Source organism: Nocardia sp. NPDC059180 (assembly GCF_042754945.1).
Classification (GTDB): domain Bacteria; phylum Actinomycetota; class Actinomycetes; order Mycobacteriales; family Mycobacteriaceae; genus Nocardia.
This window is the reverse complement of record NZ_JBHZBU010000005.1, coordinates 364,183-386,903: the sequence shown is the minus strand read 5'-3', so window position 1 is coordinate 386,903 and position 22,721 is coordinate 364,183. Positions and strand designations below refer to the sequence as shown.

Sequence of the window (22,721 nt, the reverse complement as noted above, 5' to 3'; positions counted from 1 at the left end):
TCCGGTCGATGCGCGGGCTGTTCGCTCACGAAGCAAGGAGAACGACGATGACGACGTCTCGGATGGGGGAGCGGGCCGATGCGGCGACACCGCAGTGGCGTGATCGCAAGCGCTACCTGTGGCTGTTCGGGCTGATCCCACCGACCGCCCTGGGGCTGGCAGCCGCGCTGGTCTGGGTGTTCAACCAGCTGGGCTGGCAGCAGGTCGCACCGGTGTGGTGGTGGATCGGGCCGCTGCTGGTGTATGTGCTGCTGCCGATTCTGGACCGGTTCTTCGGCCCGGACGGGCAGAACCCACCCGATGAGGTCATGGAGTACCTGGAAAACGATCGCTACTACCGCTACTGCACCTATGCCTACATCCCCTTCCAGCTGGCCAGCGTGGTGTTCGCCGCCTACCTGTGGACGGCGACGGACCTGTCATGGCTCGGCGTCGACGGCGGGCTCGGTCTGTGGTCGAAGATCGGCGTCGCGCTGAGCATCGGCGTGATGGGCGGTGTCGGTATCAATACCGCGCACGAACTCGGGCACAAGAAGGACGAGCTGGAGCGCTGGCTGTCGAAGATCACTCTCGCCCAAACCGGGTACGGCCACTTCTACATCGAGCACAATCGCGGCCACCATGTGCGCGTCGCGACCCCAGAAGATCCGGCCAGCTCCCGGTTCGCCGAATCGTTCTGGAGTTTCCTGCCGCGCAGCGTATGGGGGAGCCTGCGCTCGGCGTGGGAGCTGGAGCGGACCAGGTTGCAGCGGATGGGCAAGGGGCCGTGGACTCTTCGCAACGATGTGCTGAACGCGTGGCTGATGACCATCGTGCTGTGGGGTGGGCTGGTCGCGGTGTTCGGTCCGAGTGTGCTGCCGTTTCTGGTGATCCAGGCGGTGTACGGGTTCTCGCTGCTGGAAACGGTCAACTACCTGGAGCATTACGGTCTGCTGCGGCAGCGCACCGCGGCCGGGCGCTATGAGCGGTGCACGCCCGAACACAGCTGGAACTCCGATCACATCGTCACCAATATCTTCCTGTACCACTTGCAGCGCCACAGCGACCATCACGCGAACCCGACCCGGCGCTATCAGACCCTGCGCAGCATGGACGGTGCCCCCAACCTGCCCAGCGGCTACGCCAGCATGATCGGCCTCGCCTACTTTCCGCCGCTGTGGCGCAAGGTGATGGATCACCGCGTCCTTGCCCATTACGGCGGCGATATCAGCCGCGTGAACATCCAGCCCGGTAAGCGGGATCGGGTGCTGGCCCGGTACGGGGTCGCGTGATGGCCGTCTACAGCTGCCCGGTGTGCGACTACCGCTACGACGAATCGGCCGGCGCGCCCCGCGAAGGCTTCCCCGCGGGCACGGCGTGGTCGGCGATCCCCGACGACTGGTGCTGCCCCGACTGCGGGGTGCGCGAAAAGCTCGACTTCGAGCCCGTTTCCACCACGACAGGAGCATGAGATGAGTACCGACTACAAGCTGTTCCGTTGCGTGCAGTGCGGTTTCGAATACGACGAGGCGCTGGGCTGGCCCGAAGACGGTATCGCCGCGGGCACCCGCTGGGATGAGATCCCCGAGGACTGGTCGTGCCCCGACTGCGGTGCGGCCAAGGCCGATTTCGACATGGTCGAGGTCAGTCGGGCATGAGGGGACGCATCGTCATCGTGGGCGCAGGGGTCGCCGGGGCGAGCGCGGCGCGCACCTTGCGCGGGGAGGGCTACACCGGACAGATCGTCGTCGTGGGTGGTGAGCCCGTGCTGCCGTATCGGCGGCCCGCGGTGTCGAAGGAGGTGCTCGCAGGCACCGCGGTCGAGGCTCGACTGCTCATCGATTCCGCCGAAGCGTGGCGAACCGCGCAGGTCGAGGTGCGGATCGGGACCTGGGTGGAGGTCATCGAACCCGAGCACATGCGGGTGCGGCTCAGTGATGGCAGCATCCTCAGCTACGACAGCCTGCTGCTGGCCACAGGGGCGCGAGCGCGCACATTGCCCGGTCAGCACCCGTCGGCGCGGACGGTGCGGTCGATCGCCGACGCCGAGATGCTGCGGGCGCTGGTGTTCGATGGCGGCTCGCTGCTCGTGGTCGGTGCCGGGCTGATCGGCTGTGAAGTCGCCGCCACCGCACGCGGTCTCGGCGCTGCGGTGACGGTCGTGCACGCGGCGTCGGCGCCATTGGAACGTGTCGTTCCCGCAATTCTCGGCGCGCACATGGAGCACATTCATGCCGGCCATGGCGTCGCCATCCACAACGATGTCACCCTCGATGGGCTCGCCCACCATGAGGACGGGGTCACGGCCACAGCGAGCGATGGCCGTAGCTGGAATGCGTCGTCGGTGCTGGTGGCGATCGGTTCGGTGCCCGAGACCGCACTGGCCGAGACCGCGGACGTGGAGGTCGACAACGGGATTCGCGTCGACGAGCACTACCGGACCTCCGTGCCGGGCATCTATGCCGCCGGTGACGTCGCCAACCGCTACACCCCCGAACTGGATGGTTTCGAGCGCAGTGAGCACTGGAACAGCGCCCAGGCCCAAGGTGCCGGGGCAGCGCGGTCGATGCTCGGCGCCGCACCCGCGGCGGCTGAGGTGCCGTGGGGCTGGTCCACCCAGTACGGGGTGAATCTGCAATTCGCCGGACGCATCGGCTCCGGCGACGAGCTCGTTGTTCGCGGTGCGGACGGCCAGACGCCGGCGGTACTGGCATTGCGCGCGGGCAGGCTCGTCGGCGCGGCGGGCGTGGGATGCCCGGCCGATATCCGGGCGGCCCGCGGCCTGATCGCGCGCGGCGCCAACCTCGATGCCGAGGCCTGCGCGCAGGGCCCGCTCGACGCGGCGGTGCGCGACACCGCAGAGGTCCCGTCGCGGTGAGCCGAGCGTGACCACCGCCGACTTGGTTAGCATCTGACGGCGTAAGGCCACGTTGTACGACGAGTGAGCCGGGGTGATACTCGGCGTGGGAGGGGCGGGATGCGGCAGATCCTGTTCGCGGCGATGATCGCACTGGCGGTGTCGATCATCTTGACGCCGATGCTGATCAAGGTGTTCGCGCGCCGTCAGCTCGGCCAGGAGATCCGGGTCGAGGGCCCACAAAGCCACCAATCCAAGCGCGGCACCCCGACCATGGGTGGAATCGCGATCCTGATCGGCATGTGGGCCGGCTATCTGGGTTCGCATCTGATCGCAATGGGGGAGGACGGGCAGGGGATCACGGCCTCGGGGCTGCTTGTGCTCGGGCTGGCCACAGCACTGGGCGTGGTCGGTTTCCTCGACGACTTCATCAAGTTGACCAGGCGACGCAATCTCGGGTTGACCGCGACCGGCAAGTACGTCGGCCAACTCGGGGCGGCGGTCATCTTCGGTGTGCTGGCATTGCGGTTTCCCGACAGCGCGGGGTTGACCCCGGCGAGCAGACAGCTGTCCTACGTCCGTGATGTCGCGACGGTGACGTTGCCGTTGATCGTGTTCCTGCTCGTTGCGTGTTTCCTCGTGGTGGCCTGGTCCAACGCGGTGAACCTCACCGACGGCCTCGACGGGCTGGCGGCCGGGACGATCAGTTTGGCATTGGGTTCGTATGTGATCATCACCTTCTGGCAGTACAGCAACGCCTGTTCGACAGCTCCGGAGGCCGGCTGCTACGAGGTGCGTGACCCGCTGGATCTGGCGATCGTGTGTGCGGCCGGTGCGGGCGCGTGTGTCGGGTTCCTGTGGTGGAATGCCGCGCCCGCGAAGATCTTCATGGGTGACACCGGGTCGCTGGCGTTGGGTGGTTTGCTGGCCGGGTTGTCGATGACCAGCCGCACCGAATTCCTGATGGCGGCCGTCGGCGCGGTGTTCTTCGCCGAGATTCTGTCGGTGCTGCTGCAGATCGCGGTATTCCGCACCACCCGGAAGCGTTTGTTCAAGATGGCGCCGTTTCATCACCACTTCGAGCTGAGTGGTTGGGCCGAAACGACAGTGATCATCCGGTTCTGGCTGCTCGGTGCGATCGCCGCAGCCGTTGGGCTGATGCTGTTCTACGGCGAATATCTGTCCGCGATCGGGTAGGTGCGACCGCGTGGGTGTTGACCTGTAGGACTACATCGTCCGCAAGCCCATGCGTTGCGCGACGCTTTCCAGAGCGTGCACGACTTCTCGAATCTCTGCGGCGTCATCTGTGCCGAGGGCGCGGCCGATCGCCTCATCGATGCTCATGGTGCGCACCTGCGCGACCCGGGGCGATACGTCGGTCGCGCGGCGAAGGAGTGTGCGGCGGCGATCGCGGGGATCGGTCCGTGCCACCAGTGAGCCCGCCTCGCGGAGCCTGGCGACCGCCATCGACACCGCGCTCTGCGGAAATCCGGTGCGACCGGCGATCTCGCTGATCGCGGCGTCGGGGTGGTCGAACACATCCTGCAACACGACCAGCACCGTGGCGTGGCTTCCGTCGCCGGTATCCGGCAGTGCTTGCTCGCCGACCTTCATCAGAGCCCGGCCGAGCAGGAACAGTTCGACTCCGTTCATGTCGCCAACACTACATCAGTCCTGATGTATCAGCATTGATGGATCAGAAATGATGCATTACGTTGAGGCTCATGACGACGATCGAAACCGCCACCCTGCCGGTTCCCGGTGCCGAGCTCTACTACGAAGTCCGTGGCCACGGGCCCCTGCTGTTGATCTCGCAAAGCGGGGAAGGCGACGCCAACAGGACAGACGCCCTGGTCCAGCACCTGCACGACGATTTCACGGTCGTCACCTACGACCGTCGTGGCTTGTCGCGCAGCACGATCCACGACGGCACCCGTCCGCCGACGATGGCGACCCACGCCGACGACGTCCACCGCTTGCTGGCCCAGATATCCCGCGGACCCGCACACGTGCTGGGCTGCAGTATGGGAGCGGTGATCGGCCTGCACCTCGCGGTCGATCACCCCGAACAACTCGACACCCTCATCGCGCACGAACCCGTCGCACCGTGGCTGCTGGCCGCCACCGACCGGGCCGAGCACCTGCGCGAGCTCGAACACTGCCAGCAGGTGTTCCACACCGATGGCTGGCAGGCGGCGCTGGCTCCGATGGCCCGCACGCTCGGCATCAATCCAGCCGATCAGGACATCGAGCCCGGCGTGCAGCTACCCGCCATCACCGCGGAGCGGGCGGCGAACTTCGGCTACTTCCTCGGTAGCGACTTCACTGCCGTCCGGACCGACTGGCTCGACGTGGCACGCGCGAAACATAGTGGGGTACGGATCATTCCCGCCGCGGGGCGCACCACTCCACCCCAGGTCTTCGATCGCAAGTGCGCCACCGAACTGGCCGGCCTGCTCGGCACCGAGGTAGCGATCTTCGCGGGCGGACACAACGGCAACATGACCCATCCGCGCGCCTACGCCGACCAGATCCGGTCCATCATCAGTCGAGCCGGATAACACACCCGCGCTCACCTACGCTTTCCTGAACGCCTGTCGCACTGAATCCGTGTGGTGATGGGGCCGGCCGACACGATGATTCACCGCAGGGTGAGCGCGGTTTCGGCGTCGATATGGGTCAGTTTCTGCGGGTTGAGGACGAAGTAGATGCCGGTGATGCGGCCCCCGCCGACAGCGAAGGCCATCACGCCTTCGACCTCGCCGCCCACGCACAACAACAACGCCGCGTGGCCGTTGACAGTAGTCGGCTCGCAGGTGAGCGCAGCCCCGAGTTTGTCGATGCCGCTGAGGATGTAGCGCACGACCGTGTCGACACCAGTCACCGGGCGCTGCGCGGCGCGTTTGACGCCGCCGCCGTCGCTCATCAGCACGACCTCGGGGGCGAGGACATCGAGCAGCCGTTGCGGGTCACCGGTTTCCATCGCCTTCTGAAACGACTGCACCGCCGCGCGGGTCTGGCTCGCCGACACCGCCGACCGTGGGCGGCGCGCGGCGACGTGCGCCCGGGCGCGGTGCGCGATCTGGCGGACCGCGGCCTGGCTTTTGCCGACCGCGTCCGCGATCTCGTCGTAGCCGACGTCGAATACCTCGCGCAGCACGAACACCGCGCGCTCGGTGGGTGCGAGTGTCTCGAGGACCAGCATCAGCGCCATCGACATACTGTCGGCCAGCTCGACGTCCTCGGCGACATCAGGTGCGGTGAGCAGCGGCTCGGGCAACCAGGGACCCACGTAGGCCTCTTTGCGACGCTTCATGGTGCGCAGCCGATTGAGCGCCTGCCGGGTGGTGATCCGGACCAGGTAGGCGCGTTGATCGCTGACCTGCCCGACCTCGACCTGCACCCACCGCAGCCAGCTCTCCTGCAGCACGTCCTCGGCGTCGGCTGCCGAGCCGAGCATCTCGTAGGCGACGGTGAACAGCAGGTTGCGGTGGGCGAGGAAGGTCTCGGTCGCCGCGGTGGTGGCAGGGTCGCTCATCTCTGGGCCTCTGTCGGTCGCAGGTGGTCTCATGATCCCGGGTTGCCGAGCGCGCTGTTCAGGCTGCCCGTTGCGCGGCGGTCGCCTGGCGGCCCTCGAGCAGTTGTCTGCGCTTGTCGCCTCCTGAAATGCGGTGCAATCGGTACGAGCCGGGCTTGTGTGCTTCGCCGGCCAGGTGTTCGACGATGCCCTGGCAGATGAATTCCTTGACTTTCGCGCCGGGGCGACCGCCGATGTGCAGCCACAGTGCGACGTCGTAGCCGTGGGCGAACTGGAAGATGCCTGCACGTCGGCCCAGGCTGATGCACTGGCCTGCGAATTTCTGGTTGAGGGTGGCGGGCTGTTCACCCGCGATCCGGCTGAGGACCGTGTCGGCGGCCCGCGCACCCAGCGGTATCGCGGCCTGGCAGCTCATCCGCAACGGCATATCCGAGGGTGCCGCCGAATCCCCGGCCGCGATGATGCGCGCATCGTCGACGCTGGTCAAGGTTTCGTCGGTGAGCAGGCGGCCCGCGGCGTCGGTGCTCAAGCCGCTGCGTGCGGCCAGATCGGGTACGCCGAAGCCTGCGGTCCAGATGGTGAGGTCGCTGCGCAGGGTGTGGCCGCCACTGAGCCGGACGGTCTCGGGTGTCACGCCGGTTACCTCCGCGTCAGGGCCGTCGAGGACGGTGACCCCCAGTGCGGCCAGCCGCTTGGCGACCGAACGCCGACCCCGCGTGTGCAGATACGGTCCGAGTATCGCACCGCAGACCAGGGTGACGGCGCGGCCCAGCTCGGCCAGCTCGGCGGCGGTTTCGATACCGGTCGGGCCTGCGCCGACGACCGTGATCGCGGCCGTCGCGGGGGTGGTGTCGAGGACGGTGCGCAGCTGCTGCGCGGCTTCCAGAGTGGCGATGGGGTAGGCGAATTCGGCAGCACCCGGCACTCGCGGGTCGGCGCTGCCACTGCCCACCGCGTAGATCAGGTAGTCGTAGCCCAGCGTGTCGCCAGAGGCCAATGCCACGGTGTGTTCGGCCGCATCGATCCGTGTCACGGAATCGACCACCAGCTCGATGCCCTCGGCCAGGACGTCGCGGTAGTCGACGACCGCTTCGCCGGTTCCGCCGACCAGTTGATGCAGGCGGATCCGCTCGACGAAACCGGGCCGCGGGTTGATCAGGGTGACGGTGAGATCGTCGCGCTGGGTGAGACGGTTGGCTGCCATGACGCCGGCGTATCCGCCGCCGATCACGACCACATCGGTGTGCGCGGTCATGGTGTTCTCCTTCGTTCGAGGGTTCGTGCACAAGACACCGACCGCCCGGCCGCTGTGACAGATGTGTGAGGTGGATCACATTATGGAGGGGTGCGGGGATGTCGAGAACCGTCGCGTGGCGCCGTCCCAGAGGTGAATGCGGCCACAATGGGCCGTAACCGACCAAGGAGAACATGATGGCCAAGTACCTGCTGCTCAAGCACTACCGTGGCGCACCGGCATCGGTCGAGGACGTGCCGATGGACCAGTGGACGCCGGAAGAGATCTCGGCCCACGTGCAGTACATGAACGACTTCGCCGCACGGCTGGAAAGCAGCGGCGAGTACGTCGACTCGCAGGCACTCTCGCCAGAAGGCACGTTCGTCCGCTACGACGGCCAAGGCCGCCCCCCGATCACCGACGGCCCCTTCGCCGAAACAAAGGACCTGATCGCCGGATGGATGGTCATCGATGTCGACAGCTACGAACGGGCGGTGGAACTGGCCGGTGAGTTGTCCGCGGCTCCCGGCGCGGGCGGCAAACCTATTCACGAATGGCTCGAACTGCGTCCGTTCCTGACCACGCACCAGACCATCACGGAATGACCCACCGTGGATGAGCCGCTGCTGCGCACCCTCACCCCCGTGGTGATCGCGATCCTCGTCCGCCGCGGAGCCGATTTCGCTGCGGCCGAGGACGCCGTGCAGGAAGCCCTGATCGAAGCGGTGCGGGTGCGGCCGCAGGATCCGCCGCGCGACCCGAAGGGCTGGCTGGTCGCTGTGGCCTGGCGCAAGTTCCTCGACGCCACCCGCGCCGACACCTCCCGGCGACGGCGCGAAGTCCTCGTCGACGCCGAACCCACGCCGGGCCCGGGCCACGGTGTCGACGACACACTCCAGCTGTACTTTCTGTGTGCACACCCGTCCCTGACACCGGCCTCGGCGGTCGCGCTCACCTTGCGCGCGGTGGGTGGCCTGACCACGCAGCAGATCGCGCAGGCCTACCTCGTGCCCGAAGCGACCATGGCTCAGCGCATCAGCCGAGCCAAACGCACCGTGGACGGTGTCCGATTCGACCAGCCCGGCGACCTGGCCACGGTGCTGCGCGTGCTCTACCTCGTGTTCAACGAGGGCTACACCGGTGAGGTCGACCTCGCTGCCGAGGCAATCCGGCTCACCCGACAACTCGCGGCCCGCACCGACGACGAAGAGGTCGCGGGCCTGCTCGCGCTGATGCTGCTGCACCACGCCCGCCGCCCGGCGCGCACCCGCACCGACGGCAGCCTCGTACCGCTCGCCGAGCAGGACCGCAGCCGGTGGGACACCCACCTGATCACCGAAGGCGTCGAGATACTCCAAGCCGCGCTGAGCCGTGACCGGTTGGGGGAGTTCCAAGCCCAGGCCGCGATCGCCGCACTGCACGCCGACGCCCGCACGGCCGCCGAGACCGACTGGGTGCAGATCGTCGAGTGGTACGACGAGCTGGTGCGCCTCACCGGCAACCCCGTGGCACGCCTCAACCGCGCCGTCGCGGTCGGTGAAGCCGACGGCCCGCGTGCCGGATTGGCCGCCCTCGCCGAACTCGACCCCACCCTGCCCCGCTACACCGCCGTCGCCGCCTACCTGCACGAGCGCGACGGTAACTCGGCCACCGCGGCCCGGCTCTACACCGAAGCCGCTCGATCAGCGTCCAACCTCCCCGAACGCGACCACCTCACCCGCCAAGCGGCGCGACTCAATACCGAACTCCACCACGGCCGAACCGGGCCCGGCGGCTGAACACGATCGCCGAGCGGCAGTTTCGCGGACCGAGGGCCGTTCACGTGGCGCCGCGTTGGTGCCGGCGCGGACCACGGCGTATTCAGCCCGAACCACCGGGCAGGTGGTCACTCAGGTCCTGCTTGTCGTCACCGGCCCGCGCCACGATGAGTCGGGGAGACGAACGCGCCAAGATTGGTACGGAAGTACCAGCGACCACAGTTTTCCATCCGAAGCCACTCGCTGTATTCAGCGTCGGAAAACGACTGAATCCGCGATAGGGACCGGCGCGGCTTCCGGACTGAGCCTCGCCTTCTGACATCCGATAATGTTCACTTATCGGAGGTTAGAAAGTGGCGTATTCGCCGGGGATTTCTTTTGCCTCCACGGGGTTTCGTAGCGTGTCATAACGTCGCATCAAACGAAACCAACGCTACGATTTACGAGTGGCGAACGCATGCAACTACCCGAGCTGTGCTCGACCGGTGACCAAGAGCGGCGGGCCGGGGCGACCCTCGGAATACTGCGACCTTCCCGAGCACACGCGGTGGCGGGCGTGGCGGGAACGTCAACGGCAGCAACAGGAGTCGGCCACCCCGGGGGATTCCGTCACTGTGACGCGGCCGGGTCCGGCAGTGGCCGCACGGGTGCGCGCCGACGAGCTGCTCGAACAGTTCCGTGTGCTGGCACAGCAATTGGGCACCACCGTCAACGCAGCCGTGGCCGAACTCGCCACGCTGGCCGATCCGTCGGTGGCCGAGGCCCAGATTCAGCAGATCCAAGCCGACGCCGCCCGCCGCATCGCCGAAGCCGAAGTCGCCACCGCCGACGCCGAACAAGGCAGGCGCGACGCCGAGCAGCAGCGGCTGCACGCCGAGGAAGCCGCTGAGGACGCCATCGCGGCGGTCGAGGCCGCTGAAGCGCGCATCGCCGACGCCGAGGCCAGGACCGCCGCAGCGCTCACTACTCGCGATGACGCGCTCCGCGAAGTCGAATCGGTGACCACACAGGCCGCAGACGAGGTGTTCGCCGCCCGCAGCGCCGCCGAAGCCGACATCCGCGCCATCCGTAAGGAAACCGCCGACGATATCGAGCGACTGCGCGAACAAACCCGCGAAGAGATCGAACGCGTACGCGGCGCGAGCGCCGCCGAGATCGAGCAGATCCGCCGCACCACGACCCAGCAGGTGACCGCCGCCGGCGCCGAACGCGACCTCGCCGTCCAACGCGCCGCCGACGCCGAGCGTGCCATCGAACGCGCCGAACGCACCGCCGCCGAACGCGCGGAAGCGATCCAGGAAACCCGCACGGAATTGCAACGTGTGCGCACCGAACTCGACCACAGCCGCATCGAACTCGACCGCACACGCACCGAACTCGCCGACACCCGCCGCACCGCCACCCACGACATCGCCGCAGCCCGCGCCGAGGCCGCCACAGCTATCGAGAAGGCTACCGCCGATACCGCGCAGCGCATCGCCGCCCTCGACGACGCTCGCGCCCAAACCTTGGCCCGCGCCGAACGCGCCGAACGCCAACTCGACGCGTTGATCGAGGCAGGCGACCGAACATCGTCGTAGCGCGCCGATATGTCACACTGCAGCGCCGCGCGTCGTCATTTCATCGATAGGCGGTACACGATGCCGCTCACGACCCTCAGGGAGTTGTTCGATGACTGATTCCGCCCGCACCGCAAGCCCTGTTCTCGTCCGGGCCGAGTCCGCCGCAACGGTTCAGGACGGTGCACTCAGCCTCATCACCCTGCTCGCCGACGCCGACGCGACAGGGGGCGCGCTGACCGCTAACCGGGCGACTTTCGAGAAGGGTTCCCCCGGCGCGCCCGCCCATTTCCACGCCAAGGCCACCGAGATGTTCCTCGTCCTCGACGGCGCGATGCGGATCCTGCTCGGGGATGAAGTCGTCCATCTCGGCAAGGGCGACTTCCTCACCGTCCCGCCGACGGTGCCGCACGCCTTCGCCCCCGAACCCGACTCGGAGGCAGAGCTCCTCGTGGTCTTCACCCCCGGCCTGCACCGCTTCGACTACTACCGGCTGCTCGAGCGCGTCTACCGCGGTGAAGCCACAGTCCAGGAGATCCGCGACAGCTCCGAGCTCTACGACAACCACTACGTCGACAGCCCGACCTGGCGCGAGGAGATCACCCGCGGTTGAGGTCTCGACGCCGCCGTCGACCAGACCTCATCAACGAAGTTCGGGATCGGTGCGAGTTGCCGCGATTCCGGCGAGAATGACGCGTAGACCGTGGTCGAACTCGGCTGCGGTGTCGGCGGTGAACGTCTCGGTCACCATGCGAGCGGTCCGAGGATAGCGGTCGGCATCGATTTCTTGCCCGAGACGTTCGGGTTCATAGGGATTGCTGTCGGCGTATTCGGCACCGGAGCGCGCTTGTTCCTCGATGACGAATCCGATGGTGTAGTGCAGCAGGAGTGGGAGGACACGACTGGCATCGGTCATCGAGAAGCCCGCATCCTCCAGGGTGCGCAGCGTTAATTCGACTGTGCGCGACACAGACTCGTCACTTACGTAGGTACCGGCGAGAACCTTGGCACCGTCGCGGTAACGCAACATCGACCGGCGTAGCCGACGGGCGACCTCCGCCAACCAGTCCTGCCAATGCTGCCCTTGGCGCGGTGCTTCGAGATCGGAGGCGGCGGAAACGAAGACGGCGCGCGCCATGACATCGAGCAACTGACGCTTGTTCTTGACGTGCCAATACAGTGCGGGTGCTTGAACATCGAGAGCCGCGGCCACTTTACGCATGGTCAGGCCGTCGAGCCCGACCTCGTCGAGCAACCCGAGCGCAGCCTCGGCTATTACTTCGGCGTCGAGCTTGTGCACTGTCACTCTCCTCGGTCTGATACCCCTTGACAGCTTAACAATGTTCTGGTGACCTCAACAACGTTAAAGATTTAACGTTGTTGAGGAGGATGGGATGGAGACAACAGAGGTGGTGATCGCCGGCGCCGGACCGACCGGGCTGATGCTGGCCGCCGAACTGCGACGCTGCGGAGTCGAGGTGGTCCTGGTCGACGGACTCGCGGCGCGCACGGGCGAATCCCGAGCAGGGGGCATCCATGCCCGCACCATGGAAGTTCTCGGCCAGCGTGGACTTCTCGACCGACTGTTGCCACAAGGCCGCATCATCCAGGCCGGGCACTTCGGCGGACTACCGTTGGACTTCAGCGATTTCGACACCCGCCACCCGTACATGCTCGCCGTCCTGCAGTCGGTGATCGAACGCGAACTCGACACGCACGCCACCGAGCTGGGTGCGCCCACGCACTGGGCGTCCCCGATTGCCGGATTCCGGCAGGACCGCACGGGCGTCGAAGTCGAGATCGGCGGACCGAATCCTCGGCGAGTCCGCGCCGATTACCTCGTCGGATGCGACGGCGGGCGGAGCACGGTACGCAAGCTGGCCGGGGTCGCTTTCACCGGAACGGATGCCACGGCCACCGGAATGATCGCCGACGTCGAACTGTCCAACCCTCCGGCGCAGCCCTTCTTCGCCCACCGCAGTGGTGCCGGTGATTTCTCGGTAGTGCAGTTCGAGCCAGGCTGGTACCGGCTGGTCGTGCAACGGCATGACCTTGTGCTCGATCGCAGCACCGAATTGACCTTCGACGCCTTCCGTGCGAATTTCGCCGAGATCGCGGGCACCGATTTCGGCATGCACACGCCACGCTGGGTGACCCATTACGGTGACGCCGCCCGCCACGCCGAACAGTACCGCCTCGGCCGCGTTTTCCTCGCCGGGGACGCCGCCCACATCCACTATCCAGCAGGTGGCCAGGGCCAAAACCTGGGCATCCAGGACGCGGTCAACCTCGGCTGGAAACTGGCCGCAGTGTTGCACGCCGGCGCATCCGAGGAACTTCTGGATACCTACGAAACCGAGCGCCACCCGATCGCCGCCAGGGTCCTGCACAACACTCGCGCCCAGACCGCACTCATGCGCTCCGGCCCGCATACCGACGCACTGCGCGACATCCTGAGCGACCTGATCGACATGGACGCGGTTCGGCAACGACTCGGACTCATGATCACCGGCCTCGACATCCGCTACGACACCACATGCGATCACCCACTGGCCGGTCGTCGCATACCCGATGCCGACCTCGGCACCGCAGACGGCGACACGCGAGTGAGCCGACTGCTACCTGTGGGTCGCTCGGTTCTTTTGGCGCTCAACGGAACCGACGTTGCGCCGGTACCCGGATGGGCTGACCGGATCGACGTCGTCTGCGCTCGCGGACAAGCCGGCACATGGGCCGTCCCGGGTGTGGGCGATATCCGCACACCCAGCGCAGTTCTCGTGCGCCCCGACGGCTACGTCGCCTGGGCGGCCGATGAACCCACCGCGCCCGGCTTGGCAGAGGCGCTCACCGTCTGGGTAGGCGCAGAAGCCTGACAGTCGGGGGACCTTACCGCGATGAGCGGCATCGTCGCCGAGACCCGCCTACTCTTCGATGTGAACGCCACCAGTCGGACCTGTCACCCGTTGCCGCCGCAGCGAAAGCCTCCGCTGCGGCGATCGGCGGCGATGGTGCAACCGAACGCCGAGCCCAGGCACGCGCCGGCGAGGGCACCTGCGAGCAGACAGGCGCCGAGGAGGGCTCCGGTGAACAGTCCTTCCCCTGCCACGGTGGCGGACAGCACCAGAGCGGGAGCGAGGTAGTAGACCGCGATCGGAGACAACAGCACTGTGCCGACGACGGCTCCGACGATGGCTCCGATCGACACGGGTGAGGCTTTCACAGCGACAACCTACCCCGCGGTGCCGGGCCGGCAGTAGATACTGCGCCCCACTGGACCACCTGCCGGAACCACACCGAGGGATTGTGGCAATTATTCGGCAATCGATAGGGATGGGCCATATCATGTCGCTATGCCCACCTACGAGGATTCGGGTCCGGTGTCGGTGTTGGGTCGCGGTGTGCGGCAGACGGTCCTGGTGATCGGTATCTGCTCGGTGCTGTTGGGGGTCACGGTGATGATGTGGCCCGACAAGTCGGTGGAGACCATCGGGACCCTGGTGGGTGTGTATCTGCTGTCGGGGGCGGTGCTGCAGTTGACGATCGCTTTCGGGTCGCGGCTGGGGCGTTTCCCGAGGCTGCTGATGTTCGTCGGGGGTGCGGTGTCGGCCGTGCTCGGGGTGCTGGCGTTCCGCAGCGGGAACTGGGTGCTGCTGGTGGCGATGTGGCTGGGGGTGGCTTGGGCGGTGCGTGGTGTCGTGCATGCGATCGCCGCGGTCTGGGATGAGGACGAGGCTCCCGGGCGCGGCGTGCAGGAGGCCATCGGGCTGTGCACGCTGACCGTCGGTATCATCGTGGCGATCGTGCCGTTCGATTCGGTCGACATTCTGGCCGCCACCGCCGGTAGCTGCATGATCGCTCTCGGTATCACCGAGATCCTCACCGCCCGTAAGGCACCCGTCGAAGCGCCACCGCAGATCGAACCGGCGCCCGCGCCACCACCACCGCAGCGGCCCGCCTCCGATACCACCATCGTCATGCCACCCACCAGCGGACACGCCATCGGGCACTGAATCGCCGAACCGGTGGCGGGCCGGCCGCGCAGCGGGTTGACTTGCCGCATGGGATCACCAGATCAGCGTCGTAATTCGCTCGGGCCGACCGGCTTCCGGCCGCCGCCACACACCCCGGCCGAACTGGTCGTCGTCACCCACGGCACCGCCACCGCCATCGACACTGCCGCGCTGCGCGAGAACACCTCGGCCGAGACCCGGCTGGGGGAGCTGCTACCGAATGCGGCGCTGACCCGGGTCTTCGGGCCCGCGCGGCGCCTGGAACATCGGCTGGCGGGCACCGCGCAGGAACCCGGCGGCGGTGAGCTGCTGAACTATTTCACCGTCCGCGGCGTCGAGGACGATCTGGAAGCCGAAGCCGACCGGTTACGTGCCGACGATGCCGTCGCGGCCGCGTATGTGAAACCGCCGGCCGAACCGCCGCTCGCGCCGCCTATCAGCAACGCCGTCGCCGATGTCGCCGCCCGCACCCTCACCGAGCCACCGGCGGTGACACCGGATTTCGGGCCCCGGCAGGGCTATCTGGGCGCCGCACCGGAGGGAGTGAACGCGCAGTGGGCGTGGACGCGTCCCGGTGGGCGCGGCGCCGGGGTCCGTGTCATCGATGTCGAGGGCGCCTGGCGGTTCACCCATGAGGATCTGCTCGACAACCAGGGCGGGGTCATCGGTGGCAGTCCCTCACCGGATCCGGGGTGGCGCAATCACGGCACCGCGGTCGCGGGCCAGATCAGCGGCGACGTCAACGGGTTCGGTGTCACCGGCATCGCCCCGGAAGCGGGGATCCGCGCGGTGTCGGTGTTCGGCGGTGGGGGATCGGCGGCCGCGATCCGTTCGGCGGCCGACGCGTTGGGTGCGGGTGACATCCTGCTGATCGAGTTGCATCGTCCCGGACCGCGCCACAACTTCACCGGGCGCCCCGATCAGCGCGGATACATCGCGATCGAATGGTGGCCCGACGATTGGGCTGCCATCCGCTACGCGATCGGGCGCGGGGTCGTCGTGGTGGAAGCGGCGGGCAATGGAGGTGAGGACCTCGATGCGGCCATCTACGACAGCAAGCCCGCGCAGTTCCCGTCCTCGTGGCGCAATCCGTTCCGCGGCGGGGCCGCCGACTCCGGGGCGATCATCGTCGGAGCGGGCGCACCACCGCCGGGCACCCACGGCCGCGATCACGGTCCGGCCCGCTCGCGGTTGGATTTCTCCAACTACGGCGCCCGCCTCGACGCCCAGGGCTGGGGCCGTGAGGTCACCACCACCGGCTACGGCGATCTACAGGGCGGCGCCGACGAAGACCTCTGGTACTCCGACACCTTCAGCGGCACCTCCAGCGCCTCACCCATCGTGGTCGGCGCCCTCGCCTGCTATCAAGGCCTGCTCGGCGCCGGGCCCGGCCGCCACACCCCGGCCCAGCTGCGTGATCGGCTGCGCGCCACCGGCTCTGCGCAGACCGAGGCGCCGGGGCGGCCGGTGGGCCAGCGCATCGGTTCTCTGCCTGATGTGCGCGGGTTGATCGGAGATTCCACTGTGGATTCGTGACCGTCGAGGGCGGATAGTGCTGCTGCGATAACGTGACCGGGATCAACTATACGGTGGCGTATGGATGGGTTAAGTTTCATCTGTACGCCACCGTATAAATCGGCATTGCCGACCGGGGCCGAGGAGGCCACATCATGGGCAGCCAGCCACCCACCGACCACGTCGAAGCCGCCGATCGGCGCGACGACGGCTCGAACGCCTTCCAGGAACACGACATCCCCGCCGACATTCGTGCCCTGTCCACGATCACCGACCCCGACTACATCGACCTGTTCGTCCTGCGCACCGACGCGGCATCGGCGGGAACACCGCAGCAGTGGGCGCGCGCAGCCCTCGACGACGTCGCAGGGCTTGCCGGACAGTTCATCTGGCGCGTCCTGCTCGGCCTGCGACTGTCGTCGCGGCGCTCACCGACCCACATCGCCGGCTGGCCGATCGCGGGCAGCGGCGAGAACTGGGTGGTTCTGGAGGCGCACTCCTGGATGCTCACGGGGAATCTGATCATCCGCGTCGATGACACCCAGGTCTGGCTGGCCACGATGATCCGCTACGACCGGTGGCTCGCCGAACCCCTCTGGAATACCCTCGCGGCCAAACATCGCAGCGTGGCACCCGCACTTCTTCGCGACGCGCGGGCAGTTGTGCACCGCTGATACGCGGTGTACCGAGGCGACTGGTTGTCGCGCCCTGAACTCGCCATCCGAAGAGCGCTCCGCCGCTGACCAGAACTGTTCGGATACCCTGCGACGATGGCGACCAGTGCAACCGTGCGGATCTCCCGCTTGCGCGCGCTCATCGAGCACCCCAACACCGGCGACGGTGAACGCGCCACCGCCCAGCGCATGCTGGACCGGATACTGGCCAGAGCCGGGCACGAACCCGTCGGTGACCGCACCTACGGCAACCGGCACCACCGCGTCGGCCGCCACGCCGATATCGACCGCATCGCCGACATGATCCGCGACGACATCACCCTCGCGCGCGCCACCTTCGCCCCCGGCGCCACCCACCCGGGCGAACCGGCCCTGCGCGACCCTCTCGGCGACGCCCCACCGCAGATCACCTACACCGTCGACACACCTCACCACAGCTGCATCGACGTCACCATCGACAACATCCCACCCCAGTGGGGATGGGTGCACGAGGACGGCATCGCGACCATCAGCCCCGCCCTCCAAGAACTCGCCGACGAACTGGCCGAGATCATGAACGGCTACAACCGCGACGGCAGCGATATCGACAAACGCTTCTTCGGTCGCGTCCGGATCCCGCACCTGACGCTGGTCTGGTAGGTCGGTCTCCCATTCCGCTCCCTATCCGGCCACGCGAAGCGATTTTCCTTGTGACCACGACGCTTTCGTGCGACACCGAGCAGGGTATCCCGCGGGTCGTTCACGATCCTCAACGAGCTCATGTACCCGACCCTGCCCAGCGCGCGGATCGCTCTTGTCGAACACTGATGTACGAGTTAGTCTAATTACTCGTACATTGCAGTACGAATTTCCGGAGAAGGCGGAGATGACGACGCGCGCCGCGATGCTCGCACGGCCGCGAGAGTGTCGCGACGCGCACGCGCACTGAGTTGTCTCCGGCGAATCGTCGCGATCGGGTGTCGATGTCGAACCAGTCCGTTCACCCCGGGTACGCGGCACAACACGTCGGCGGGCGACGACCAACTGATGAGACGACCGCCCCGAGGAGGGCATCATGACCGTGACCTATACCTTCGACGTCTTCTCCAGCCTCGACGGCTTCGGCGCCGCCGGCGGTGATTGGACCGGCTATTGGGGCAAACAAGGTCCCGAGTTACTCGACCACCGCTTCGCGTTGTTCGGCGAGCAGCAGCGGATGGTCCTCGGGGCGAATACGTATCGGTTGTTCGCGCAGATGCTGGCCGCGAGTACCGAGGACTCCGAAGTGCGTGATCGGTGGGTGACCCGAATGGTGAACATGCCGGCAACGGTGGTGTCGTCCACGCTGGAAGGGCCACTCGATTGGCCGGATGCCACCATCGCAGGCGGTGACGCGGTCGAGGTCGTCACGCGGCTGAAGCAGGAGTCGACGGTGCCGTTGCGTTCGCATGGCAGCTTGTCGATGAACCGGGCGTTGATGGCGGCGGGCCTGGTCGATCGTGTCCAAGTGACGTTGTTTCCGGTGATCACCGGAAAAACCGGCCTGGGCAGAATCTTCGAGGGTGCGGCCGACTTCGACCTCGAACTGATCGAGGCTCGCACCCTCGACGGCAACATTCAAGAACTCACCTACCTGCCCACCCTCCATCCCTGAACTTGCGAGGCGCTCAGGTGGTGGTGACCTGACGAGGCGGGTTCGACGTGGGGGCGGCGAGGATCGATTGCACGGTGGCCGTGACGACGTGGTTGGCGTCCGATTTCTCGAGTCGGCCGGCCCGAATGTCGTCGGCGGCACCGTGCAAGACGTGGTGCACGACGTCGACCAGCCAGCTGATCGGAAGGTCGGTGCGAAACACGCCTTGGCTCTGACCACGGCTGATCAGGTCGTGGATCCGCCCCGCCGCCGCACCGTGCAGTTCGCGCACGCGTCCGGCCGGTAGAACACCGTGGGCGGCGGTGGCCAATGTCGCGGATTCGGCGACCAGCGTCCAACTGGAGTCGAGCAGCCTGGCCAACGCGTCGCGGGCGTCTCCGGTGAGATCGACGGCAGCCAGCGCATCCTCGCCGACCCGCAGCGCCTCGACCAGCGCTGCCTCGACCAGTTCTGGACGGGTACGGAAGTGCCCGTACAGCGTCATCCGCCCCACGCCCGCGGCTTTGGCGATCTCGTCGGTGGTCGCGTCCGGATCGCTGCCGAGGGCGGTCCGTGCCGCGGCGACGATCCGGGCGATGTTGCGTTCGGCGTCCGCGCGCCGGCGCGGGCTGGAAACGGTCGACATACCACCACACTATCTCGTACATGGATGTATGGGTTACTGATATCGGACTCGCCGCAGGCGCCGGCACCGGATGGGCGTGCGGCGATTTGCCACCGCACGGCCGATCCGGCGTGGCATCGTGGACGCCACCAGCACAGGGCGCCGAGAGCTACTGCTCGCGAGCGGCCGAACTGGGTATCTATCCGCCGGGTCTCGGTGCGCCGGGCGCGATCGCCGAATACATGATCGTCGATTCGGCGCGGCACCTGGTTCCGATCGGTGACAACGTCCGCAAGATCACCGGACCGGGTGGGGTGAGCCTGGTGCTGGACTTCGTCGGCTATCAGCAGACCGTTGATACCGCCATGGCCGTGGCCGGCGTAGGTTCCGACGTGACGATCGTCGGGCTCGGTGACGGAAAGTCTGCCGCCAGAGTCGGATTCGGTATCAGCCCGTACGAGGCGGCGGTCACCGCACCGTACTGGGGCTCGCGCAGCGAACTGATCGAACTCATCGACCTCGCCCACGAAGGCGTCCTCGACATCGCCGTCGAACAGTTCACCCTCGACGACGGCCCCGAAGCCTATCGGCGCCTCGCCGCGGGAACTCTCCGTGGGCGCGCGGTCATCGTGCCCTGAGGATGTCGGCGACATAGGGTTGCCGTTGACTGGTCGGAACTACCCGGCTCGGAACGTTGCTGCGTAGCAATCGACATAGGGCCGACCGGACCGGTGCGACATGTCGGCCATGAGTTCATCGGTTGCGCGGCGTACATCCTGCGGATCGGCGGGCAGGAAGTAGCGCGGACGACCGAAGGACACATGCACTTTCGCCGGTCGCAGGAAGCGGCGATTACGCGGATTCACGCGATCTGTTCCGGACAGGACGACCGGGATCACGGGCGCGCCGGTCTGCATCGCCACGCGGATGACACCGGTGCGGCCCCGGTAGATTCGCCCGTCGGGCGACCGTGTGCCCTCGGGGTGAATACCCCAGACCCCGCCCTGCTCCAGGATCCGCACCGCCGCTGCCAGCGAATCCGCCCCGGAGTTGCCGCCGCTGCGATCGACGGGCACCTGTCCGGTGGCAGTCATGACCCACCGATTGATTCGACCCCGGACGCCGCGGTCGGTGAAGTACTCCTGCTTGGCGATAAAAGTGACCCGCCGCGGCAACGTCAGACACAGGTACAGCGAGTCCACGACAGCCAAGTGGTTGGCGGCGACGATGACCGGCCCGGTAGCCGGAACATGCTGCAGCCCATCCACTCTCGGTCGCCCAAGAAGCCAGAGCACCGGACCCGCCAGCAAATGTTTCAGTACCCAGTACCACATGAGGTGTCTCCCTAGAACGGATGTGCAGACACTGTCTACACGATCCGCGTAGGCACTGTCTACAGAGTGCGGGAGAATGGGGTCATGAGCGCAGTTGAACCACTACGGGACCGGCTTGTGGCGGTCGGTGTCCAGATGCTCGAGGAGGTCGGAGCACAACAACTGGGTCTGCGGGCGATCGCCAGGGAAGCAGGGGTGTCCCACGGTGCGCCCCGCCGCCATTTTCCGACCCACAATGCTCTACTCGCAGCCATCGCTGTCTGCGGCTACGCCGATCTCCGGTCCGAAATCGAAGCGGTACACGCGGACTCGCCACGCCAGCGCCTGATCGCCACCTGCCTCGCCTACGTGGACTTCGCGACCCGCCGCCGCGAGATGTTTACGCTCATGTTCCGGCACGACCTGTTGGAGGGCGCAGGAGAGAACCTGCGGGAGACGGTCACCATTGCGCTGTTCCGGCACTGGCGGGGACTCGTTGCCGAGTGCGTTGCCGACCCGACCGGCGCGCGGGCCCTGAGCCTGTGGACGAATCTGCACGGCATCGCTGTCGTCGTGGCCAACCGCAGCTACGAGGCGATCGCCCCGGGCACCGAGGTGTCAGTCCTGGTGGAGCGTGCGGTAGCCCAGTACCTCGGGACTCCGGGCTGATTCGCACGCTACAACAGCCCCGTATCCCGCAAGCCCGAGAACCTACGTGACGGATTTGCCGCCGACGGATTTGAAGAGTCCGTAGAGGACCTCCAGTCCACCCAGGGCCATCAATACGATGCCCAGCTTGGTGAGCGTGACGACCGGCGTCTCGACATCGCCGGTGAATCGCCACAGCACGAAACCGATAACGAGGGTGATGCCGCCCATGATCACGGCCTTGAATCCTGAATTCATCCCTTACCTCTCCACGTAGTCCATACGACCGTACTGTACGATCGTATGGACGGCGAATCGAAAGGCCACCTGGGCGACGCCACCGATCATCGCCGCCGCGATGGTTCCCGAACTGGAGGTCAGTCCATTGAGCGCAGCGATAGCGGCGGACAACGCGCACGCGCTGCGGCGGGCCGAGCTATTGGACGGCGTCCTCGAACTCGCGGCGACCAGGGGAATGGAGGCGGTGAGCGTGCGTGAGGTCGCCGCGCAAGTCGGGGTGTCCCCGGCGAAGGTGCAGTACTACTTCCGTACCAAGGACGAGTTGCTGATCGCCGCATTCAGGCACGTCGAACAGCTGCTCGACGACCGCGCGGCGCAGGTGAGCTACGAGCACGGCGTGGCAACGGCACTGCGGGAAGTCATGGTGGATTGGCTTCCGGTCGACGCGGCGCGGGCGCGGTTGGTGAAGGTATGGATCGCGTTCCTCGCGCGTGCCGTCGTTACCGACGAACTCGCCGCGATCGAGTCGGCCTATCAGCGACGCACCCAGGCACAATTGATCGAGGCCATCGAATCCGGCATCGAATCCGGCGAATACGTCCCCGAGATTGATCCCGCACTAGAGGCGCGCCTACTGTCCGCGCTGGTCGAGGGGTTATCGGTGCGCATGCTGACCGACCCGGCCGGTCTGCCCGCCGATACCGCTATCGCGACCCTCGACGCGCACCTGGCCGTCCACCCCAGGCGGGCAGACCGCAGCGCCCCGTCGCATGCTCAACACCGTGCTCATTGAGATCGTCGCCGGCGCGTCGACCTGGGGTCGCCACGCGCTGGTGGCCACCGGGCAGCCCCACGACCCCCTGACGAGTTTGTTATGAACACCCCATAGGCGTGGCTAATAGTTTCCATGGGGAATAAGTACTGGACTCTATCGCGACAGGGCGCGCATCGTGGATGTAGTCGGAGCGGCCCGCCAGACGCCCCCACGCGATCGCCGGCCGTCCTCCACCGCACACCGACTGTGATCGGTGCCCACCACACCACGAGGACAACCCATGACCGATTTCGCCCAACACGCCATCGACCTCGCGCGCCGCAATGGCGCCGAGGGCGGCAGGCCCTTCGCCACCGTCATCGTCAAAGACTGACGCGAGATCAGC

Annotated in this window: 26 protein-coding genes and 2 pseudogenes; 20 read left to right on the top strand and 8 right to left on the bottom strand. The window is 66.9% G+C overall.

The window, feature by feature from the left end:
* The first annotated feature begins 47 nt into the window (after positions 1-47).
* The 5 genes from ACFXNW_RS19000 (at position 48) to mraY (ending at position 4,033) form a co-directional block, all read left to right on the top strand.
* Complete coding sequence (locus tag ACFXNW_RS19000; RefSeq protein WP_379419016.1) at positions 48-1,271, top strand: alkane 1-monooxygenase; 1,224 nt, start codon at positions 48-50, stop codon at positions 1,269-1,271.
* The gene (locus ACFXNW_RS18995; protein WP_379419015.1) at positions 1,271-1,450 is read left to right on the top strand and encodes a rubredoxin; all 180 of its coding nucleotides are present in this window, start codon (positions 1,271-1,273) and stop codon (positions 1,448-1,450) included. The genes ACFXNW_RS19000 and ACFXNW_RS18995 overlap by 1 nt, the downstream gene beginning before the upstream one ends.
* 1 nt (position 1,451) lies before the next feature.
* Entirely contained in the window at positions 1,452-1,637 is a 186-nt protein-coding gene (locus ACFXNW_RS18990) for a rubredoxin (protein WP_379419014.1), read from the top strand.
* On the top strand, positions 1,634-2,857 hold the full coding sequence (locus tag ACFXNW_RS18985; RefSeq protein WP_379419013.1) for an NAD(P)/FAD-dependent oxidoreductase: 1,224 nt from the start codon (positions 1,634-1,636) through the stop codon (positions 2,855-2,857). The genes ACFXNW_RS18990 and ACFXNW_RS18985 overlap by 4 nt, the downstream gene beginning before the upstream one ends.
* Before the next feature lie 99 nt (positions 2,858-2,956).
* The gene (gene mraY, locus ACFXNW_RS18980; RefSeq protein WP_379419012.1) at positions 2,957-4,033 is read left to right on the top strand and encodes a phospho-N-acetylmuramoyl-pentapeptide-transferase; all 1,077 of its coding nucleotides are present in this window, start codon (positions 2,957-2,959) and stop codon (positions 4,031-4,033) included.
* A gap of 30 nt (positions 4,034-4,063) precedes the next feature.
* Here the strand turns inward: mraY and ACFXNW_RS18975 are convergent, their stop codons facing one another.
* Positions 4,064-4,489: a MarR family transcriptional regulator gene (locus tag ACFXNW_RS18975; RefSeq protein ID WP_379419011.1), complete on the bottom strand. Its 426-nt coding sequence runs from the start codon at positions 4,487-4,489 to the stop codon at positions 4,064-4,066.
* 71 nt (positions 4,490-4,560) lie between these two features.
* Here ACFXNW_RS18975 and ACFXNW_RS18970 point away from each other — a divergent pair, with 71 nt between their 5' ends.
* On the top strand, positions 4,561-5,397 hold the full coding sequence (locus ACFXNW_RS18970) for an alpha/beta fold hydrolase (RefSeq protein WP_379419010.1): 837 nt from the start codon (positions 4,561-4,563) through the stop codon (positions 5,395-5,397).
* A gap of 80 nt (positions 5,398-5,477) precedes the next feature.
* Here the strand turns inward: ACFXNW_RS18970 and ACFXNW_RS18965 are convergent, their stop codons facing one another.
* Together ACFXNW_RS18965 and ACFXNW_RS18960 are read right to left on the bottom strand one after the other, a co-directional pair.
* Positions 5,478-6,374, bottom strand: coding sequence for an RNA polymerase sigma-70 factor (locus tag ACFXNW_RS18965; protein ID WP_379419009.1), 897 nt, complete (start codon positions 6,372-6,374; stop codon positions 5,478-5,480).
* 58 nt (positions 6,375-6,432) lie between these two features.
* Entirely contained in the window at positions 6,433-7,629 is a 1,197-nt protein-coding gene (locus ACFXNW_RS18960; RefSeq protein ID WP_379419008.1) for an NAD(P)/FAD-dependent oxidoreductase, read from the bottom strand.
* Positions 7,630-7,805: 176 nt separating this feature from the next.
* Between ACFXNW_RS18960 and ACFXNW_RS18955 the strand changes: the two genes are divergently transcribed.
* The 4 genes from ACFXNW_RS18955 to ACFXNW_RS18940 all read left to right on the top strand — a co-directional run bounded on the left by ACFXNW_RS18955 (position 7,806) and on the right by ACFXNW_RS18940 (position 11,537).
* Complete coding sequence (locus ACFXNW_RS18955) at positions 7,806-8,213, top strand: YciI family protein (protein WP_379419092.1); 408 nt, start codon at positions 7,806-7,808, stop codon at positions 8,211-8,213.
* Positions 8,214-8,219: 6 nt separating this feature from the next.
* Entirely contained in the window at positions 8,220-9,386 is a 1,167-nt protein-coding gene (locus ACFXNW_RS18950; protein ID WP_379419007.1) for an RNA polymerase sigma factor, read from the top strand.
* A gap of 593 nt (positions 9,387-9,979) precedes the next feature.
* Positions 9,980-10,945 carry a hypothetical protein gene (locus tag ACFXNW_RS18945; RefSeq protein ID WP_379419006.1) on the top strand — a complete coding sequence of 322 codons (966 nt, stop codon included), beginning with the start codon at positions 9,980-9,982 and terminating at the stop codon, positions 10,943-10,945.
* Between the two features lie 91 nt (positions 10,946-11,036).
* Positions 11,037-11,537 (top strand): cupin domain-containing protein, encoded by a 501-nt coding sequence (locus ACFXNW_RS18940; protein WP_379419005.1) that lies wholly within the window; start codon positions 11,037-11,039, stop codon positions 11,535-11,537.
* Between the two features lie 30 nt (positions 11,538-11,567).
* On the opposite strand, the gene ACFXNW_RS18935 is transcribed toward ACFXNW_RS18940, so the two are convergent.
* On the bottom strand, positions 11,568-12,224 hold the full coding sequence (locus ACFXNW_RS18935; protein WP_379419004.1) for a TetR/AcrR family transcriptional regulator C-terminal domain-containing protein: 657 nt from the start codon (positions 12,222-12,224) through the stop codon (positions 11,568-11,570).
* A gap of 94 nt (positions 12,225-12,318) precedes the next feature.
* On the opposite strand from ACFXNW_RS18935, the gene ACFXNW_RS18930 reads away from it, so the two are divergent.
* Entirely contained in the window at positions 12,319-13,797 is a 1,479-nt protein-coding gene (locus ACFXNW_RS18930; protein WP_379419003.1) for an FAD-dependent monooxygenase, read from the top strand.
* Between the two features lie 83 nt (positions 13,798-13,880).
* Here the strand turns inward: ACFXNW_RS18930 and ACFXNW_RS18925 are convergent, their stop codons facing one another.
* A complete protein-coding gene (locus ACFXNW_RS18925; RefSeq protein WP_379419002.1) occupies positions 13,881-14,144 on the bottom strand; it encodes a hypothetical protein in 264 nt (87 codons plus the stop codon).
* A 130-nt stretch (positions 14,145-14,274) separates the two neighbouring features.
* On the opposite strand from ACFXNW_RS18925, the gene ACFXNW_RS18920 reads away from it, so the two are divergent.
* The 5 genes from ACFXNW_RS18920 to ACFXNW_RS18900 all read left to right on the top strand — a co-directional run bounded on the left by ACFXNW_RS18920 (position 14,275) and on the right by ACFXNW_RS18900 (position 18,756).
* The gene (locus ACFXNW_RS18920) at positions 14,275-14,934 is read left to right on the top strand and encodes an HdeD family acid-resistance protein (RefSeq protein ID WP_379419001.1); all 660 of its coding nucleotides are present in this window, start codon (positions 14,275-14,277) and stop codon (positions 14,932-14,934) included.
* A gap of 48 nt (positions 14,935-14,982) precedes the next feature.
* Positions 14,983-16,470 carry a S8 family serine peptidase gene (locus ACFXNW_RS18915; RefSeq protein WP_379419000.1) on the top strand — a complete coding sequence of 496 codons (1,488 nt, stop codon included), beginning with the start codon at positions 14,983-14,985 and terminating at the stop codon, positions 16,468-16,470.
* A 134-nt stretch (positions 16,471-16,604) separates the two neighbouring features.
* On the top strand, positions 16,605-17,123 hold the full coding sequence (locus tag ACFXNW_RS18910) for a hypothetical protein (protein WP_379418999.1): 519 nt from the start codon (positions 16,605-16,607) through the stop codon (positions 17,121-17,123).
* Positions 17,124-17,219: 96 nt separating this feature from the next.
* Positions 17,220-17,762, top strand: coding sequence for a hypothetical protein (locus ACFXNW_RS18905; protein WP_379418998.1), 543 nt, complete (start codon positions 17,220-17,222; stop codon positions 17,760-17,762).
* A 415-nt stretch (positions 17,763-18,177) separates the two neighbouring features.
* Positions 18,178-18,756 carry a dihydrofolate reductase family protein gene (locus ACFXNW_RS18900; protein WP_379418997.1) on the top strand — a complete coding sequence of 193 codons (579 nt, stop codon included), beginning with the start codon at positions 18,178-18,180 and terminating at the stop codon, positions 18,754-18,756.
* A 13-nt stretch (positions 18,757-18,769) separates the two neighbouring features.
* Here the strand turns inward: ACFXNW_RS18900 and ACFXNW_RS18895 are convergent, their stop codons facing one another.
* A complete protein-coding gene (locus ACFXNW_RS18895) occupies positions 18,770-19,381 on the bottom strand; it encodes a TetR/AcrR family transcriptional regulator (RefSeq protein WP_379418996.1) in 612 nt (203 codons plus the stop codon).
* A 131-nt stretch (positions 19,382-19,512) separates the two neighbouring features.
* Between ACFXNW_RS18895 and ACFXNW_RS18890 the strand changes: the two are divergent.
* Positions 19,513-19,998 (top strand): annotated as a pseudogene (locus ACFXNW_RS18890) (zinc-binding dehydrogenase); the annotation flags it as partial.
* A gap of 39 nt (positions 19,999-20,037) precedes the next feature.
* Here the strand turns inward: ACFXNW_RS18890 and ACFXNW_RS18885 are convergent.
* Positions 20,038-20,694, bottom strand: coding sequence for a lysophospholipid acyltransferase family protein (locus tag ACFXNW_RS18885; RefSeq protein WP_379418995.1), 657 nt, complete (start codon positions 20,692-20,694; stop codon positions 20,038-20,040).
* A gap of 84 nt (positions 20,695-20,778) precedes the next feature.
* On the opposite strand from ACFXNW_RS18885, the gene ACFXNW_RS18880 reads away from it, so the two are divergent.
* On the top strand, positions 20,779-21,342 hold the full coding sequence (locus ACFXNW_RS18880; RefSeq protein WP_379418994.1) for a TetR/AcrR family transcriptional regulator: 564 nt from the start codon (positions 20,779-20,781) through the stop codon (positions 21,340-21,342).
* Between the two features lie 42 nt (positions 21,343-21,384).
* Here the strand turns inward: ACFXNW_RS18880 and ACFXNW_RS18875 are convergent, their stop codons facing one another.
* Positions 21,385-21,579 carry a DUF5708 family protein gene (locus ACFXNW_RS18875; RefSeq protein ID WP_379418993.1) on the bottom strand — a complete coding sequence of 65 codons (195 nt, stop codon included), beginning with the start codon at positions 21,577-21,579 and terminating at the stop codon, positions 21,385-21,387.
* A gap of 127 nt (positions 21,580-21,706) precedes the next feature.
* Here ACFXNW_RS18875 and ACFXNW_RS18870 point away from each other — a divergent pair, with 127 nt between their 5' ends.
* Together ACFXNW_RS18870 and ACFXNW_RS18865 are read left to right on the top strand one after the other, a co-directional pair.
* Positions 21,707-22,354: a TetR/AcrR family transcriptional regulator gene (locus ACFXNW_RS18870; protein ID WP_379418992.1), complete on the top strand. Its 648-nt coding sequence runs from the start codon at positions 21,707-21,709 to the stop codon at positions 22,352-22,354.
* Between the two features lie 262 nt (positions 22,355-22,616).
* Positions 22,617-22,706 (top strand): annotated as a pseudogene (locus ACFXNW_RS18865) (nucleoside deaminase); the annotation flags it as partial.
* Positions 22,707-22,721: the final 15 nt, after the last annotated feature.

Excerpts from the sequence above, each read along its gene's own strand:
- ACFXNW_RS18930 (WP_379419003.1), top strand. The coding sequence starts at position 12,319 with ATGGAGACAACAGAGGTGGTGATCGCCGGCGCCGGACCGACCGGGCTG.
- ACFXNW_RS18920 (WP_379419001.1), top strand. The coding sequence starts at position 14,275 with ATGCCCACCTACGAGGATTCGGGTCCGGTGTCGGTGTTGGGTCGCGGT.
- ACFXNW_RS18985 (WP_379419013.1), top strand. The coding sequence starts at position 1,634 with ATGAGGGGACGCATCGTCATCGTGGGCGCAGGGGTCGCCGGGGCGAGC.
- ACFXNW_RS18940 (WP_379419005.1), top strand. The coding sequence starts at position 11,037 with ATGACTGATTCCGCCCGCACCGCAAGCCCTGTTCTCGTCCGGGCCGAG.
- ACFXNW_RS18895 (WP_379418996.1), bottom strand. The coding sequence starts at position 19,381 with ATGTCGACCGTTTCCAGCCCGCGCCGGCGCGCGGACGCCGAACGCAAC.
- mraY (WP_379419012.1), top strand. The coding sequence starts at position 2,957 with ATGCGGCAGATCCTGTTCGCGGCGATGATCGCACTGGCGGTGTCGATC.
- ACFXNW_RS18885 (WP_379418995.1), bottom strand. The coding sequence starts at position 20,694 with ATGTGGTACTGGGTACTGAAACATTTGCTGGCGGGTCCGGTGCTCTGG.
- ACFXNW_RS18955 (WP_379419092.1), top strand. The coding sequence starts at position 7,806 with ATGGCCAAGTACCTGCTGCTCAAGCACTACCGTGGCGCACCGGCATCG.
- ACFXNW_RS19000 (WP_379419016.1), top strand. The coding sequence starts at position 48 with ATGACGACGTCTCGGATGGGGGAGCGGGCCGATGCGGCGACACCGCAG.
- ACFXNW_RS18965 (WP_379419009.1), bottom strand. The coding sequence starts at position 6,374 with ATGAGCGACCCTGCCACCACCGCGGCGACCGAGACCTTCCTCGCCCAC.
- ACFXNW_RS18915 (WP_379419000.1), top strand. The coding sequence starts at position 14,983 with ATGGGATCACCAGATCAGCGTCGTAATTCGCTCGGGCCGACCGGCTTC.
- ACFXNW_RS18910 (WP_379418999.1), top strand. The coding sequence starts at position 16,605 with ATGGGCAGCCAGCCACCCACCGACCACGTCGAAGCCGCCGATCGGCGC.
- ACFXNW_RS18975 (WP_379419011.1), bottom strand. The coding sequence starts at position 4,489 with ATGAACGGAGTCGAACTGTTCCTGCTCGGCCGGGCTCTGATGAAGGTC.
- ACFXNW_RS18995 (WP_379419015.1), top strand. The coding sequence starts at position 1,271 with ATGGCCGTCTACAGCTGCCCGGTGTGCGACTACCGCTACGACGAATCG.
- ACFXNW_RS18970 (WP_379419010.1), top strand. The coding sequence starts at position 4,561 with ATGACGACGATCGAAACCGCCACCCTGCCGGTTCCCGGTGCCGAGCTC.
- ACFXNW_RS18880 (WP_379418994.1), top strand. The coding sequence starts at position 20,779 with ATGAGCGCAGTTGAACCACTACGGGACCGGCTTGTGGCGGTCGGTGTC.
- ACFXNW_RS18990 (WP_379419014.1), top strand. The coding sequence starts at position 1,452 with ATGAGTACCGACTACAAGCTGTTCCGTTGCGTGCAGTGCGGTTTCGAA.
- ACFXNW_RS18905 (WP_379418998.1), top strand. The coding sequence starts at position 17,220 with ATGGCGACCAGTGCAACCGTGCGGATCTCCCGCTTGCGCGCGCTCATC.
- ACFXNW_RS18900 (WP_379418997.1), top strand. The coding sequence starts at position 18,178 with ATGACCGTGACCTATACCTTCGACGTCTTCTCCAGCCTCGACGGCTTC.
- ACFXNW_RS18875 (WP_379418993.1), bottom strand. The coding sequence starts at position 21,579 with ATGAATTCAGGATTCAAGGCCGTGATCATGGGCGGCATCACCCTCGTT.
- ACFXNW_RS18960 (WP_379419008.1), bottom strand. The coding sequence starts at position 7,629 with ATGACCGCGCACACCGATGTGGTCGTGATCGGCGGCGGATACGCCGGC.